Origin of the sequence: Streptomyces sp. NRRL F-5755 (assembly GCF_001279365.1) — a bacterium.
Classification (GTDB): Bacteria; Actinomycetota; Actinomycetes; order Streptomycetales; family Streptomycetaceae; genus Streptomyces; species Streptomyces rimosus.
The window spans coordinates 1-15,676 of the sequence record NZ_LGCW01000173.1; the positions used below are offsets into that span (position 1 = coordinate 1).

Annotated in this window: 12 protein-coding genes; 5 read left to right on the top strand and 7 right to left on the bottom strand. The window is 71.6% G+C overall.

Annotated elements, in window-relative coordinates:
- Positions 1–237 precede the first annotated feature (237 nt).
- The gene (pepN, locus tag ADK86_RS16400; RefSeq protein WP_053697249.1) at positions 238–2,820 is read right to left on the bottom strand and encodes an aminopeptidase N; all 2,583 of its coding nucleotides are present in this window, start codon (positions 2,818–2,820) and stop codon (positions 238–240) included.
- 122 nt (positions 2,821–2,942) lie between these two features.
- On the opposite strand from pepN, the gene ADK86_RS16405 reads away from it, so the two are divergent.
- The gene (locus ADK86_RS16405) at positions 2,943–3,608 is read left to right on the top strand and encodes a DsbA family protein (RefSeq protein WP_053697250.1); all 666 of its coding nucleotides are present in this window, start codon (positions 2,943–2,945) and stop codon (positions 3,606–3,608) included.
- Between the two features lie 156 nt (positions 3,609–3,764).
- Here the strand turns inward: ADK86_RS16405 and ADK86_RS16410 are convergent, their stop codons facing one another.
- The 3 genes from ADK86_RS16410 to ADK86_RS16420 all read right to left on the bottom strand — a co-directional run bounded on the left by ADK86_RS16410 (position 3,765) and on the right by ADK86_RS16420 (position 7,738).
- Complete coding sequence (locus ADK86_RS16410) at positions 3,765–4,406, bottom strand: superoxide dismutase (RefSeq protein WP_003983757.1); 642 nt, start codon at positions 4,404–4,406, stop codon at positions 3,765–3,767.
- Between the two features lie 193 nt (positions 4,407–4,599).
- Entirely contained in the window at positions 4,600–6,105 is a 1,506-nt protein-coding gene (locus tag ADK86_RS16415; protein WP_053697251.1) for an amino acid permease, read from the bottom strand.
- Between the two features lie 220 nt (positions 6,106–6,325).
- Positions 6,326–7,738, bottom strand: a complete 1,413-nt coding sequence (locus ADK86_RS16420; RefSeq protein WP_053697252.1) for an amino acid permease — start codon at positions 7,736–7,738, stop codon at positions 6,326–6,328.
- A gap of 312 nt (positions 7,739–8,050) precedes the next feature.
- Here ADK86_RS16420 and ADK86_RS16425 point away from each other — a divergent pair, with 312 nt between their 5' ends.
- Positions 8,051–8,650 (top strand): biotin transporter BioY, encoded by a 600-nt coding sequence (locus tag ADK86_RS16425; RefSeq protein WP_030375084.1) that lies wholly within the window; start codon positions 8,051–8,053, stop codon positions 8,648–8,650.
- Between the two features lie 91 nt (positions 8,651–8,741).
- On the opposite strand, the gene ADK86_RS16430 is transcribed toward ADK86_RS16425, so the two are convergent.
- A complete protein-coding gene (locus ADK86_RS16430) occupies positions 8,742–9,581 on the bottom strand; it encodes a hypothetical protein (RefSeq protein WP_234345892.1) in 840 nt (279 codons plus the stop codon).
- On the opposite strand from ADK86_RS16430, the gene ADK86_RS16435 reads away from it, so the two are divergent.
- The gene (locus ADK86_RS16435; protein ID WP_053697254.1) at positions 9,562–11,301 is read left to right on the top strand and encodes a serine/threonine-protein kinase; all 1,740 of its coding nucleotides are present in this window, start codon (positions 9,562–9,564) and stop codon (positions 11,299–11,301) included. The two genes, ADK86_RS16430 and ADK86_RS16435, sit on opposite strands and share 20 nt — an antisense overlap.
- Here the strand turns inward: ADK86_RS16435 and ADK86_RS16440 are convergent.
- The gene (locus ADK86_RS16440; RefSeq protein WP_053697255.1) at positions 11,262–12,764 is read right to left on the bottom strand and encodes an amino acid permease; all 1,503 of its coding nucleotides are present in this window, start codon (positions 12,762–12,764) and stop codon (positions 11,262–11,264) included. The two genes, ADK86_RS16435 and ADK86_RS16440, sit on opposite strands and share 40 nt — an antisense overlap.
- Positions 12,765–12,968: 204 nt before the next feature.
- Here ADK86_RS16440 and ADK86_RS16445 point away from each other — a divergent pair, with 204 nt between their 5' ends.
- Complete coding sequence (locus ADK86_RS16445; protein WP_053697256.1) at positions 12,969–13,457, top strand: ribose-5-phosphate isomerase; 489 nt, start codon at positions 12,969–12,971, stop codon at positions 13,455–13,457.
- Between the two features lie 85 nt (positions 13,458–13,542).
- Positions 13,543–14,352: an Fpg/Nei family DNA glycosylase gene (locus ADK86_RS16450; RefSeq protein ID WP_053697257.1), complete on the top strand. Its 810-nt coding sequence runs from the start codon at positions 13,543–13,545 to the stop codon at positions 14,350–14,352.
- A gap of 30 nt (positions 14,353–14,382) precedes the next feature.
- Here the strand turns inward: ADK86_RS16450 and ADK86_RS16455 are convergent, their stop codons facing one another.
- The gene (locus tag ADK86_RS16455) at positions 14,383–15,612 is read right to left on the bottom strand and encodes a GNAT family N-acetyltransferase (RefSeq protein ID WP_053697258.1); all 1,230 of its coding nucleotides are present in this window, start codon (positions 15,610–15,612) and stop codon (positions 14,383–14,385) included.
- Between the last annotated feature and the right edge of the window lie 64 nt (positions 15,613–15,676).

Here is a 15,676-nt window from a genome sequence, read left to right on the forward strand (position 1 = left end):
TACCCGCCCCATTCCCGCCCCCGTCCCGCCTCCTAACGCCTGTTACACGCCCGTCGACAAACCCGGACAACGCCGTCCTAAAGTACGGGCGTTCGATCGCCGAAAATGGCAGGTTCGGCCCGGGGCGGCGAGCGCCGGGGTGCGCGCCCGGTCAGACGTACGGGTGCGAACCCCGGCCGCCCGGTCGTACGGACGCGCCCACCGGTCGCCCGCCGGGCGGGAGTTCGGCGGCAGGCCCTACCGCGCGGCCTGCGCGTCGCAGGTCTGCGCCCGCAGCGCCCGCGCCAGGTCGTCCCGCGCCTCCGACACCAGCCGCCGCAGCGCGGGCGGTGCCGACGGGTGCTCCGTCAGCCACGCGTCCGCCGCGTCCAGCGTCTCCCGGTCGCCCTGGAGCATGGGGAACAGCCCCCGCACCACGGCCATGCCGATCTCGATCGACCGCTCCCGCCACACGCGCTCGATGGCGGCGAAGTACTTGGGCGCGTACGGGGCCAGCAGCTCCCGCTGGTTCGCCTGCACCAAGCCGGAGATCGTCGCCTCGACCAGGGCGTTGGACAGCGCGTCGGACTCCACCACGTCCGCCCAGGCGCGCGCGTTGACCTCGGGCGAGGGGCGGGCGGCCAGGCAGCGGACGTGGTGGCGGCGGCCGGAGGCGGTGTCGTCGCGCCGCAGTTCGGCGTCGATCGCCGCCTCGCCGGCGGCGTCGTGCGCGGCCAGCGGCTCCAGGAACGTCCAGCGCAGCTCCTGGTCCACGTCCAGGCCGTCGATCCGCGCCGTACCGTCCAGCAGGCCCTGGAGCAGCTGGAGGTCGGCCGCCGTGGTGGCCACCGAGGCGAAGAACCGGGCCCAGGACAGCTGGTGGCCGCTGCCCGGCTCGGCCAGCCGCAGTTCGTGCAGCGCGCCCTGCGCCAGCTCCTGCGCGGCCAGGTCGCGGTGGTCGGCCGCCGTGTAGTGGGTGAGCGCGTAGCGGGCCTGTGCGTGCAGCGTCTGGAGCACGCCGATGTCCGACTCGCGGCCCGCGAAGGCGAGCACCAGCGCGAGGTAGTCGCGGGCGGGCATCAGGCCGTCCCGGGTCAGTCCCCACACCGCGGACCAGCACAGCGCGCGCGACAGCGGCTCGGTGATCTCGCCGAGGTGGCCGCGCAGCGTGGCCAGCGAACGCTCGTCGAATCGGACCTTGCAGTACGTCAGGTCGTCGTCGTTGACCAGGATCAGTTCCGGGCGGTCGGCGCCGGTCAGCTCGGTGACGACGGTGCGCGGGCCCGAGATGTCCAGTTCGGCGCGGGCGTAGCGCACCAGCGCGCCGTCCGCGTCCTCCCGCCGGTACAGGCCCACGGCCACCCGGTGCGGCCGCAGTTCGGGGTGCCCGGCCGCCGCCTCCTGCTGGATGCTCAGCTCGGTGATACGGCCCTCGGCGTCGTAGGTGACCTGCGGGGTCAGCGCGTTGACGCCGGCGGTCTCCAGCCAGGCGCGCGACCAGGTGGCCAGGTCGCGGCCCGAGGTCTCCTCCAGGACGGACAGCAGGTCGGCCAGGCGCGTGTTGCCGTACGCGTGGCGCTTGAAGTAGCGCCGCGCGCCCTCCAGGAACGCGTCCCGCCCCACGTACGCCACCAGCTGCTTGAGGACGGCCGCGCCCTTGGCGTACGTGATGCCGTCGAAGTTGAGCTTGGCGTCCTCCAGGTCGCGGATGTCGGCCGTGACCGGGTGGGTGGACGGCAGCTGGTCGGCGCGGTACGCCCAGGCCTTGCGGCCGTTGGCGAAGGTGATCCAGCCGTTGGTGAAGCGGGTCGCCTCCACCAGCGACAGCGCGCCCATGAAGTCGGCGAACGACTCCTTGAGCCACAGGTCGTCCCACCACTGCATGGTGACCAGGTCGCCGAACCACATGTGCGCCATCTCGTGGAGGATGACGTTGGCGCGGCGCTCGTAGGACGCCTCGGTCACCTTGCCGCGGAAGACGAACTCCTCGCGGAAGGTGACACAGCCCGGGTTCTCCATCGCGCCGATGTTGTACTCGGGCACGAACGCCTGGTCGTACTTCCCGAACGGGTACGGATAGTCGAAGTGGTCGTGGAAGAAGTCCAGGCCCTGCTTGGTGACGATGAAGATGTCCTCGGGGTCGAAGTGCCGCGCCAGCCCCTTGCGGCACAGCGCGCCGAGCGGGATCTCCAGCTCGGTGCCGTCGCCGAGGGTGCGCCGGTAGGTGTCCGAGACGTAGTGGTACGGGCCCGCCACGACGGCCGTGATGTACGTGGAGATCGGCCGCGTCTGCGCGAAGCGGTACGTACCCGCCTCCGGCTCGCCCACCTGGGCGCCGTTGCTGAGCACCACCCAGCCGTCGGGCGCGGTCACCTCGAAGCGGAACGGTGCCTTCAGGTCGGGCTGCTCGAAGTTCGCGAACACCCGGCGGGCGTCGGCGGGCTCGTACTGCGTGTAGAGGTAGACCTCGCCGTCCTCGGGGTCGACGAAGCGGTGCAGGCCCTCACCGGTGCGGCTGTACGCGCACTGGGCGTCCACCACCAGGGTGTTCTCCGCCGCCAGGTCCGCCAGGGCGATACGGGTGCCGTCGAAGACGACGGCCGGGTCCAGCGCGCGGCCGTTGAGGGTGACGGCGGTGACCGACGGCGCCACGAGGTCCGCGAAGCTCGCGGCGCCGGGCTCGGCGCAGGTGAAGCGCACGGTGGTACGCGAGCGGAAGGTCCGCGCGGCCTCGCCCTCCCCGACGGCCGACCGCAGGTCCAGCGCCACGTCGTACCCCTCGACGCTCAGCAGTCCGGCCCGCTCCCGGGCCTCGTCTCGGGTCAGATTCTCACCGGGCACGACGTGACTCCCTCGTCCTCGTCTCGTATATCGAACACTGGGAATCATGGCACGCCGGACACCGGTTGAAGCGGTCACCGATCCGCCGATCGGCCACCGAAGCGAACGCCCGAGGAGCCACCGTGACCGAGACCGCCGCCGCAGCCGCCGGGACCGCCAGGACCCCGGCCGACTTCTGGTTCGACCCGTCCTGCCCGTGGGCCTGGCTGACCTCCCGCTGGATGCTGGAGGTGGAGAAGGTGCGCCCTGTGGAGGTGCGCTGGCACGTGATGAGCCTGGGCGTGCTGAACGAGGACAAACTCGACGAACTGCCCGAGGAGTACCGCGAGAAGAACCGCCCCGGCGGGGTGGTGTGGGGCCCCGTACGGGTGTGCATCGCGGCCGAGCAGCAGTACGGGCCCGAGGTCCTTGCCCGCCTCTACACCGCGCTCGGCACCCGCTTCCACAACCAGGGCCTGCCGCGCACCAAGGAGACGATCGCCGCCGCCCTGGAGGAGGCCGGCCTGCCCGCGTCCCTGGCCGAAGCGGCCGACACCGACACGTACGACACGGAACTGCGCGCCTCCCACAAGGCGGGCATCGACCTGGTGGGCCAGGAGGTCGGCACCCCGGTCATCGCGGTCCCCGGCCCCGACGGCGAGCAGATCGCCTTCTTCGGCCCGGTCGTCACCCCCGCCCCCAAGGGCGAGCAGGCCGCCCAGCTCTGGGACGGCACCCTGATGGTCGCCTCCATCCCCGGCTTCTACGAGATCAAGCGGACGCGGACGCGGGGGCCGGAGTTCGGCTGAGGCGCGGCGCGCGCCGGCCCGGCACGCCGCCGCGCACAGAAAGGCCCCCGCGAGTCACGTCCTCACGGGGGCCTTTCCTTCATCCGCCTGCCGGGTGAAGGTTGAGAAGACGATCACGAGGCAGGGCGTCTGTCCGCGCCGGACGGCGCCCGCCGCTTACGGGGCGAGCAGCAGGTTGTTGGCGCGCTCCTTGGCGGCGGTGTAGCGCTTGGCCACGTCCTGCCAGTTGACGACGTTCCACATCGCCTCGATGAAGTCCACCTTCTGGTTCTTGTACTGGAGGTAGAAGGCGTGCTCCCAGGCGTCGAAGACCAGGATCGGGACCGAGCCCTGGCCGACGTTGCCCTGGTGGTCGTAGATCTGCTCGACGATGAGGCGGCCGGTGACCGGCTCGTAGGCGAGTACGCCCCAGCCGGAGCCCTGCGTGGTGGCGGCTGCCTTGGACAGCTGGGCCTTGAACTTGGCGAACGAGCCGAAGTTCTCCGCGATGGCGTCCGCCAGCTCGCCGACGCCGTCCTTCTCCAGCGGCTCGCCGCCGCCGTCGCCGGTCATGTTGTGCCAGTAGATGCTGTGCAGGATGTGGCCGGAGAGGTGGAACGCGAGGTTCTTCTCCAGGCCGTTGATCGAGCCCCACTGATCCTTGTCGCGCGCCTCGGCGAGCTGCTCCAGGGTGTCGTTGGCGCCCTTGACGTACGCCGCGTGGTGCTTGTCGTGGTGCAGCTCGATGATCTCGGGGCTGATGACGGGCGCGAGCGCCGAGTAGTCGTACGGAAGTTCCGGAAGTGTGTACGTGGCCATGTCGAGCCCTCCAGCTGCTTACGACCTTTAATTGCAACCGACTTGCATCTGCACGTTATCAGCATGAGTGATCACGAACCGGCCGTGGGGAGGGGTCTGGGCCAAAAGAAGGAGGCGGCGCCCGACCTCGGTCCGAGGTCCGGCGCCGCCTCCGAAAAGGGCCGCGCTATTTAGTGAGGTAAGCCTTACCGAACTAGTGGGAATTCTGCGAGGTGACGGCCGACAGATCCTGTCCGGCGGCCTTTTGACCCGCCATTCGCTGCCGGATCAGACCGATGACGACGAGCACCACACCGAATCCGCCGGTGAAGTAGAGCTGCATGCGCTGGTTCTCGTCCCGCAGCATCAGCACCAGCACCGCCACCACACCGGCCAGCGCCACCCACGTCAGCGCGGGGAAGAGCCACATCCGCACCACCAGCTTCTCCGGCGTCTCGCGCTCCAGCCGGCGGCGCATCCGCAGCTGCGCCACGGCGATGAAGCCCCACACGACGAGGATCGCCGCGCCCACCATGTTCAGCAGCCACTGGAAGACGGTCTCCGGCCACCAGTAGCTGAACAGCACCGCGAGGAAGCCGAAGGCCGAGCAGAGGACCACCGCGCGGCGCGGCACGCCGCCGCTGACCGTGCGCAGGAAGCGCGGGCCCTGGCCGCGGGCGGACAGGGAGTGCGCCATCCGGGAGGAGCCGTAGATGTTGGCGTTCATCGCGGACAGCAGCGCGATCAGGATGACCACGTTCATGATCTGGCCGGCCGCCGGGATGTGCAGGTAGTCCAGGACCGCGACGTACGGGCCGTTCTTGGCGATGTCCGCGTTGTTCCAGGGGATGACGGTCACGATGACCGCCATCGAGCCGACGTAGAACAGCGCGATGCGCCACATCGCGGTGCGCACGGCCCGCGCCACGCCGCGCACCGGGTCCTTGGACTCGGCCGCCGCGATCGTCACGGTCTCCAGGCCGCCGTACGCGAAGACGGAGGCCAGCAGGCCGATCACCAGGCCGTCCGAGCCGTTGGGCAGGAACCCGCCGTCGCCGGTCAGATGGGCCGCGCCGGGCGCCGACGTACCGGGCAGCACGCCGAAGATGGCGAGCAGGCCGAGGACGAGGAAGATGCCGATCGCGGTGATCTTCAGCGCCGCGAACCAGAACTCGAACTCGCCGAAGTTGCTGACCGCCGCCAGGTTGGCGCCGCAGAAGACCACCATGAACAGCAGCACCCACATCCAGGGCTGCGTGTCCGGGAACCAGCCGGTCATGATCCCGGCGGCGCCGATCGCCTCGGCGGCCACCGCCACGCACAGCTGCGCGGTGAACATCCAGCCCGTCGTGAAGCCCGCCCACGGGCCGATCGAGCGCCCGGCGTGCACGGAGAACGAGCCGGAGGCGGGGCTGGCCGCCGCCATCTCGCCGAGCATCCGCATCACCAGCATGACCAGGCAGCCGGAGACGGCGTAGGCGAGGACGATGGAGGGGCCGGCCGCCGCGATGCCTTCCTTGGAGCCGACGAACAGCCCGGCGCCGATCACACCGCCGAGGGCGATCATCGACAGATGCCGCTGCTTGAGCCCGTTGGACAGCGGCGGGGCGGCGTCCGGGCCCGCCGGTGCCGGTCCGGTGCTGTCCGGGGACCGCTGGGCGCCCGGGACCCGGCCGGTCCGCTCGCGCTCGGGCGTGGTGGACGAAGGTGTCCGATTCATGGTCGTACCTGTCCCATTAAGTGAGAGCGGAGCGAGACGATCGACGGAAAACGCGCTTAGTTTGAGTGTCCGTGTCCGCTGAGGGCAACAGTCGTGCAGCAGTTGTTCGGTATTCAGACGAGATCGTGACCGGCCGCATTCACACCGTTGTGACACGTGACCCTGGGTGATCCGGAGTGGAAGTGGGGCGACCGGTTCCGGCCGCCCGCCCCCGGCGCGGTCAGCCGCCGGACCGCCGCGCCCGCAGCTCCCGTACGCCCGCGACCACCAGCACCGCGCCGGTCGCGCCGGCCGACCACAGCAGCTGCGGCCGCGCCCCGTCGTCGGTCAGCATCAGCACCAGCACCGCCGCCATGGCCGCCAGCGCCGTCCAGGTCAGATACGGGAACGCCCACATGCGCAGGGTCAGCTTCTCCGGCGCCGTGCGCTCGATCTGCCGCCGCAGCCGCAGCTGCGACACCGCGATCAGGCCCCAGACGAACAGCAGCACCGCGCCGACCGAATTGAGCATGTAGAGGAAGACGGTGTCCGGCCACAGCAGATTCAGCAGTACGGAGACGAAGCCGAACGCCACCGACGACAGCACCGCCCGGCGCGGCACCCCGCCCGCCGTCACCTTCAGCAGCGAACGCGGCGCCTCGCCCCGCTCGGCCAGCGAGAAGACCATCCGCGAGGAGCCGTAGAGGTTGGCGTTGAGCGCGGACAGCAGCGCCACGAACACCACCACGTTCATGATCTGACCCGCGCCCGGTACGCCGATGCTGTCCAGCACCGCCACGTACGGGCTCTTGCCCGGCTGCATCGACGACCAGGGCAGCAGGGTCACCACGACCAGCATCGAGCCCACGTAGAAGAAGAGGATGCGCCACACCGCACTGCGCACCGCGCGCGCCACGTTGCGCGCCGGGTCGTCGGACTCGGCCGCGGCGATGGTGACGACCTCCAGGCCGCCGAAGGCGAAGGCGACGGCGAGGACGCCGGATACCACGCCCTGCCAGCCGTTCGGCAGGAAACCGCCCTGCCCGGTGAGGTTGGTCAGCCCGACCGGGTCGGTGTCCGGCAGCACACCGAAGATCGCGAGCAGGCTGAGCACCAGGAACAGCACGATCGCGGCGACCTTCAGCGTCGCGAACCAGAACTCGAACTCGCCGAAGCTCTTGACCGCGGTGAGGTTGGCCGCCGTGAACACCAGCATGAAGATCAGCACCCAGCCCCACTGCGGGACCGCCGGCACCCACCCGTTGGCAATCTGCGCCGCACCGGTGGCCTCCACCGCCAGCACCACCACCAGCAGGAACCAGTACAGCCACCCCACGCTGAAGCCCGCCCAGCGGCCGAGCGCGCGCTCCGCGTGCACCGAGAAGGCGCCCGAAGCGGGCATCGCCGAGGACATCTCGCCCAGCATCCGCATGATCAGCATGGCCAGCGCGCCCGCGATCAGATACGACAGCACGATGCCCGGCCCGGCCACCGCGATCCCGGCGCCGGAGCCCACGAACAGGCCCGCGCCGATCACCCCGCCCAGCCCGAGCATGGTCAGATGGCGCTGTTTGAGCCCGGCGGACAGCGGCTCGCGCTCCCCGCCGCCATCGCTGAGCGGCGGCGTTCCTGCGGCGGTGGGTGCGTCGTGCATGGGCTCGTACTCTCGCAAAAGGTCTTTGGGGGAACTCCACAGGGCCCCGCGTCGTTCCCCCAGTTTCCCCGCCCGTCGCGCGCTACCACAAAATGCGCGCCCGTCCGTGGCGTCTGCCGTGATGAGCATCACGTGACCTGCGAAGACCGCCGGCGGGCCGGTACGCCCCGGGGGTCCGGGCGATGTTCGGAACTCTCCAAGGAGACCATTGCGCCTTTGTCGCCGCCACACGATGATCGGCCGAGGGGCGCTGGACTAACGTCAACGCGTCCCCAGACTGTCCCCGCCCGACCTCACACCCGCGGAGTCCCGATGAGCACTGCCGACGCAACCACCAGGCCCGGTGCGGTCCTGGCCGATCTGCTGCCCGCAGCCGGCGCCACCCGCGCCCGTGTCCGCGACGCCGCGCTGATCGCCGGCGGCGCCGCGCTCACCGGCATCGCCGCGCAGATCGCCCTCCCGGTCCCCGGCTCCCCGGTCCCGGTCACCGGCCAGACCTTCGCCGCGCTGCTCGTCGGCGCCTCGCTCGGCGCGGGACGCGGCTTCCTGTCGCTCGGCCTGTACGCACTGCTCGGCATGGCGGGCCTGCCCTGGTTCGCGAACGGCGCCTCCGGCGCGGGCGGCGCGACCTTCGGTTACGTCCTCGGCATGCTCCTCGCCGCCACCGCGGTCGGCGCGCTGGCCCGCCGCGGCGGCGACCGCGGCCCGCTGCGCACCGTCGGCACGATGGCCGTCGGCACGGCCCTGATCTACGCGGTCGGCGTCCCCTTCCTCGCGCTGAGCACCGGCATGCCGTTCGGCCAGGCCGTCGCGGCCGGTCTCGTCCCGTTCCTGATCGGCGACGCCCTCAAGGCCGCGCTGGCGATGGGCGCGCTGCCCACCGCGTGGAAGCTGCTCGGCCGCCGCGGCTGACCCCGCGCCCCGCGCCGTACGGACCGGGCCCCGCACCACCACCTCACGTGGCGGCGCGGGGCCCGTCCGCGTTCCGTACGGTCTTATCTCCTCACCTGCGGCTCTGCCGACGGGTGGTGATCCACACCCCGGTCCCCCCGAGGACCAGCAGCGCCGCGGCGGCGCCCGCCAGCGGCAGCACCGAGGGAGCGCCCGTCTGCGGCAGCCGCTCGTCGGGCGCCGCGGAACCGGACTCCGACGGCGCCGGGGTGCTGGTCGCCGAACCGGCCGGTACGTTCGCCGTGTTCAGCATCAGCGGGGTGTCCGGCGCGTCCGACACCGGATTACGGGTGCCGAAATTCACCGGCCCCTGCTGCCACAGCACCGTGTCCGAGTTTCCCAGTGTCACCGGCAGACAGATCTGCCCCTGCTTTTTCAGATCGAAATGCGCGGTGACGTCGAACGTACGGCTCTTGCCGCTCGCCAGGGAACTGATGGCACACGAATAAGCGCTGTTCGCGCCCGCCGGCAACCGCCCCTCGGGCACCTTCGTGCACCCGGCCACATTCTTCACCGTCAGCCCCTGGAATCCGGCCACCGTCAGCCGGATCGCCCCGGTGTCCTTGCCGCCCTTGTTGGTGACCTTGGCGGTCAGCGTGGTCGCGCCGGTGGCGGTCTTCACCGAAATCCGCTCCGGCAGCTCAGTCGTCACCCGATAGCCGGCCGGCGCGGCGGAACCCGCCTTTCCGCCCGCGCTGCTGCCGGGCGTCGGATCGGCCGCCAGGGCCGCCGGACCGGCCGCCAGCGCCAGCCCGGCGGCGGCCGCCGAAATCATGAACGCACCTTTTCCCGGTCGGATCGTGTCCATTCCCGACCCCCCCTTTTCCGCATCCTCGGCCGAGGTATTTGATGGGTACCACAAGATTCCACGGGTGCTGTGGGGGCTGGGCATGGTGGGGAATACGAGCGAGGCGGGTCCCGGCCGGCTGGCGGCCGGCCGTTACCGTCTGCTGGAACTGATCGGCCGCGGCGGAATGGGACGGGTGTGGCGCGCCCGCGACGAAATCCTCGACCGGTGGGTCGCGGTCAAGGAAATACGCATCGACGAACGCGCCGGCGAGGAGAGCGTGGTGCAGCGCGAGCGCAGCCTGCGCGAGGCCCGCGCCACCGCCCGTATCGACCATCCCAATGTGGTGCGGGTGCACGACGTGGCCGAGGAAGGCGACCGGCTGTGGATCGTGATGCAGTTGGTCCAGGCCCGCTCGCTGGAACAGATCCTCGCCCAGGACGGCCCGCTGACCCCGGAGGCGGCGGCCCGGGTCGGCACCGGACTGGCCCGCGCGCTGCGCGAGGTGCACGCGGTGGGCGTACTCCACCGGGACATCAAGCCCGGCAACGTCCTGATCGACGACCGCGGCGCGGTGGTGCTCACCGACTTCGGCATCGCGGCCATGCAGGACGCCACCGCCCTCACCATGGCGGGCATGCTCATCGGCTCGCCGGACTACATGGCGCCCGAGCGGGTGGCGGGCGAGGAACAGGGCCCGCCCTCCGACCTGTGGTCGCTGGGCGCCACCCTGTGCGCGGCGGTGGCGGGCCAGTCACCGTTCACCCGCGCCACGACCCTCGCCACGCTGCACGCGGTGCTGCACGAGGAGCCCGCGATCCCGGCCGCCGCGGGCCCGCTGCGCGAGGTGCTGGTCGCCCTGTTCAACAAGGCGCCCGAGGCGCGCCCCACTCTGGCGGAGGTCGAGGCGCGGCTGGAGCCGCTGGTGCGGCAGGCCGCGGCGGTGGCCCCGACGGCGGCGATGAGCGCGGCGGAGGCCGTGGACGTCCGTACGCCCACGGTGGCCGACCCGGCACCGGACCGCTCCGAGGCGGGGGAGCGGGTGAGGGCGGAACCAGCGGAAGCGGTGCCGCCCGAAGCCGAGGTGCCGTTGGCCGAGATGCCGCCCGAAGCCGGGATGCCGCCCGCCAAGGCGCCGTCCGAATCCGGGACGCCGCCGGAAACCGCCCCCGTGAAGCCCCCCTCCGCGCACCCGCCACCCCCGCCGGCCCGCCCCCGTCGCAAGGGCCACGCCCTGCTCGCCGCCGGGGGCGTCGCCGTGTCGGCCGCCGCGGTCGTGGTGGTCGTCGTGCTGGCGCAGGGCGCGGATTCCGGTGGTACGGGCGGTGCCGGTACGGGGTCCGGGCGTCCGACCACGGCCGGTGCGAGTACCGCCCCCACGACCGGCGGCCCGGCGGCCACGGCCGGGTCCCGCCGTACGGAGAACGGGTTCAGCTGGATTCCGCCCGCGGGCTGGAACCGCACCGAGGAGTCGTCCAGCCACGTCACGTACAGCACGAAGGACGGCTCCACGCTCGTCTCGGCGCGCCAGGACCCGTCCTCGGGCGGCGATCTGCTGACCGTCTGGCGGCAGTACGAGGCGCAGCAGCACGACGTGCCGGGCTACCGCAGGACCCGGCTGGAGCGCACGACCTTCCAGGGGCACCCGGCCGTCGTGTGGGAATTCGCCTACCTCAGGGACGGCCGGCCGGCCCATGGGCGGCAGCTCGGCTTCCGTACCGGGTACCGGACCTATCAGGTCAACCTCTGGTACCTGGATTCCGCCGGGGCCGCCGCCCTGCGCGCCTACGACCGGGTCAAGGAGTCCTTCCGCACGTCCCCCTGATCCGCCGGGCCGCCGTCCGCCGCGGTCGCCGCACCGTCCGCAGCCTTGCGGCGGCGGTCCAGCACCAGGCCCACGGCCAGCACGACCACGGCCGCGACCACCGACAGCACCATCTGCTTGCGCCCGTCGGGGCTGTAGAACATGTAGCCGATGACGAACAGGATCAGCGCGATCGTGGCGTACGTCAGGTACGGGTACAGCCACATCCGTACCGTCAGCCGCTCCGGCATGTCCCGCTCGATGACCTTGCGCATCCGCAGCTGCGAGAAGCAGATGACCAGCCAGACGAAGAGCGCCACCGCGCCGGAGGAGTTCAGCAGGAACTCGAAGACGGTGTCCTTCGAGGTGTAGCTGAAGATCGTCGCGACGAAGCCGAAGGCGACCGAGGCCCAGATGGCGGTCGCCGGGACGCCGCCCTTGTTCACCCGCGCGAAGGACTTCGGCGCGTCGCCGCGCTCACCGAGCGAGAACGCCATCCGGGAGGCGGTGTAGAGGCCGGAGTTCAGGCAGGACAGCACGGCGGTGAGCACCACGATGTCCATGACGGTGCCGGCCGCCGGGATGTCCAGCGACTTCAGCACGGCCACGTACGGGCTCTTGTCGAGCGCCGGGTCGTCCCACGGCAGCAGCGTCACGATCACCGTGATCGAGCCGATGTAGAAGAGCGCGATCCGCCAGATGACGCTGTTGACGGCCTTGCGGACGGCCTGCACCGGGTTGGGCGACTCGCTCGCCGCAAGGGTGACGATCTCGCTGCCCATGAAGGAGAAGACCACCAGCAGCATGCCGGAGAGGATCGCGCCGGGCCCGTTCGGCAGGAATCCGCCGTGGCCGGTCAGGTTCGCCATGCCCACCGCGTGGTCGCCGGGCGGCAGACCGAAGATCGCCAGCGCGCCGATCACGATGAACACCACGATCGCCACGACCTTGATGCCGGCGAACCAGAACTCGAACTCGCCGAAGGACCCGACGGAGATCAGGTTGGTGCCGGTCAGCACGATCATCACCAGCAGCGCCCACGCCCACTGCGGGACGGCGGGGACCCAGCCGGTGAGGATCGAGGCGGCGGCGGTCGCCTCGACGGCCAGCACGACCGACCAGAAGAACCAGTACAGCCAGCCGATGGTGAAGCCCGCCCAGCGGCCCAGCGCCCGGTCCGCGTAGGCGGAGAACGAGCCGGAGGTGGGGGAGGCGGCGGCCATCTCGCCCAGCATCCGCATCACCAGGACGACCAGCAGGCCGGTCAGCGCGTACGAGATCAGGATGCCGGGGCCGGCGGCCGCGATGCCGGCGCCGGAGCCCACGAACAGGCCCGCGCCGATCACACCGCCGATGGCGATCATCGACAGGTGGCGGTTCTTGAGACCTGCCTGAAGGCCGTCGGGAGACTGGCCTCCGCCGGGGCCGCCGCCGGGGTTCCCGGCCGCCCTGCCTGCGTTCATGGTCGGCGGATGCGCGCCCATGTGCACCGTCCTTCTGTGGTTCTCGGTGTCGAGTCCCCGCATTAGAACTGCGTCAACGGCCGCTTTGGAAGGTTTGAATCCGGATCGTTGCGTGGATCTCATTTCCGCATGTCATCGCGTGTACACCGCACGTATGACCGGCGGCAACCCCGGCGGCGCCTACCCCGGGCCCGATCGCCCACACACTCGTGCAACACTCGGCACATGCGCGTGTATCTCGGCTCCGACCATGCCGGTTTCGAACTGAAGAACCACCTCGTCGAGTGGCTCAAGGCCCACGGCCACGAGCCCGTGGACTGCGGCCCGCACATCTACGACGCCGTGGACGACTACCCGCCGTTCTGCCTGCGCGCCGCCGAGCGGACCGCGGCCGACCCGGAGAGCCTGGGCATCGTCATCGGCGGTTCGGGCAACGGCGAGCAGATCGCCGCCAACAAGGTCAAGGGCGTACGGGCGGTACTGGCCTGGAGCGAGGAGACCGCCAGGCTGGGCCGCGAGCACAACGACGCCAACGTGATCTCGGTCGGCGGCCGGATGCACAGCCAGGACGAGGCGACGAAGTTCATCGAGGTGTTCCTGGCCACGCCGTACTCGGGCGAGGAGCGGCACACCCGCCGCATCGAGATGCTCTCCCGCTACGAGAGCACCGGTGAGCTCCCGGAGATCCCGGCCCACCACCCGCAGCAGGGCTGAGCCCGTCTTCCGTACCGCCCGCGCCACCGAAGGCGCGGGCGGGCGCGGTCCGTTCCCGTACCACCCGCCGAGGAGGCACCGGCCCATGCCCGAGGGGCACACGATCCACCGCCTCGCGCTGGACCACCGTGCGCGCTTCGAGGGCGCGCCGGTTAGGGCGAGCAGCCCCCAGGGCAAGTTCTCCGACAGCGCGGCGCTGATCGACGGCCAGGTCATGACCACCGCCGAGGCGCACGGCAAGCACCTCTTCCTCGGCTTCGGGCCCGCCGGGTGGGTGCACATCCACCTCGGCCTCTTCGGCAAGCTGAACTTCGGCGACGCCCCGGCGCCGCCGCCGACCGACACCGTACGGCTGCGGCTGGCCAACGACACGGCCTACGCGGACCTGCGCGGGCCCACCGCCTGCGCGCTGCTCACCGGCGCCGAGAAGCAGGCGATACACGACCGGCTCGGCCCCGATCCGCTGCGTCCCGGGGACGACGGCGAGCGGGCCTGGGCGCGGATCTCGCGCAGCCGTACGTCGGTCGCCGCCCTGCTGATGGACCAGAAGGTGATCGCGGGCGTCGGCAACGTCTACCGCGCCGAAGTGCTCTTCCGGCACCACATCGACCCCTACCGCGCCGGACGTGATCTGCTGCGGTCCGAATGGGACGCGATCTGGGCGGACCTGGTCGACCTGATGCGCGAAGGCGTCCGGCACAATCGCATCGACACGGTGCGCGACGAGCACCTCCCCGAGGCCATGGGCCGTCCGCCGCGCGTCGACGATCATGGCGGCGAGGTCTACGTCTACCGCCGTGCCCTCCAGGAGTGCCACATCTGCCGCTCCGAGATCCGCACCGCGTCCCTGGCCAACCGCAACCTCTTCTGGTGCCCCACCTGCCAGCCGAAGTGAGGCCCCGGCCGGGACAAGCCCCGCGCGTCCTCAGAAGCCGTGCGGCAGCCACGGCTTGATGTGCCAGCCGAAGGCCACCGACGCCTCGCGCAGCGCGCCGGGCCGCAGTTCCCGCACCCGGCCCGCCGCCGCCAGCGCGCTCAGCGAGAAGCCGCCCAGATACGCGGAGCCCAGTTCCCGTACGGACAGGGCCAGATCGGCCGGGTCGTCGGTCCGCTCGCAGGAAGCGCCCCGCCCGTCGCCGGTGAGCCGCCACCGGCCCTCGTTCCAGGGGCAGCCGGCATCGGCCACCTCCAGGACCACGTCCAGCGGCGCCGCGTACGCCCGCGCGGCGAGCGCCGCGCCGACGTCCACCAGCCGGACGAACAGCGACTCGCGCACCTTGGCCTGGCAGCGCCGGATGTCGTCCACCAGGTGCAGCAGCGGATCGTCGGCCGGGCGGTTGCGCACCGTCACACGGGACGTCAGGTCGATGCCGAACAGATAGCGCCACAGCGCCGCGTGGACCGCCGGGTCCAGCGCCTCGATGTCGCGCAGGACCACCGTGCCGTCCGGGCCGCCACCGTCCCAGCCCGCCTTGACCGCGTAGCGCGCGTACCCGCGCACCTCGCCGGCCACCTCGGCCAGCACGCACAGCACCGGACCGGCGCCGTCCCGGTCGGCCTCCGGGTCGAGCAGCGGCAGCCGCTCCCAGCCCGGCTGCCGGGCGAGCATCCCCGGACGGCCGGCGACCAGCTGGTCGTAGACCTTCTCGCAGTCCGGCAGCGCGGTCTCCGGATCGACCAGCCGCAGCCGTACGGCGTCGGTGCCGGGCAGGGCCGGGACGGACAGCCGGAGCGTGTCGAGCGTCATGCTCACCGCCTCGGTCGCCGCGCCGTAGCCGAAGCGTCCGTAGATGGCCGGTTCGGAGGCGGTCAGCACGGCCACCGGCTCGCGCCGGGCCCGTATGTCCGCGAGCTGGTGGCGCATCATCTCGCGCAGCAGGCCGCGCCGCCGGTGCGTCGGCTGCACGCTGACCATCGTCACGCCGGCCGCCGGGACGACCGCGCCGCCGGGCAGCGACAGCCGGAAGGTGAACGCCCCCGCCGTGCCGACGACATCGCCCCCGTCCCGGACGGTCAGGCTGCGCTCGGGCTCCCCCAGACCGCACCACAGGGCGCGTTCCTCCGGGGCCTCCGGAGCACCGCCGAAGACCCGCTCCACCGATGCGTACCAGTCGTCCCACTCGTCCGGGCGCAGCTGCCGTAACTCCGTCGTCATGGGCCATGGGTAGCAGGACGCCTTACGGGCGCGCGACCGTTTTTCGAACGCCGTTTCCGGGCGA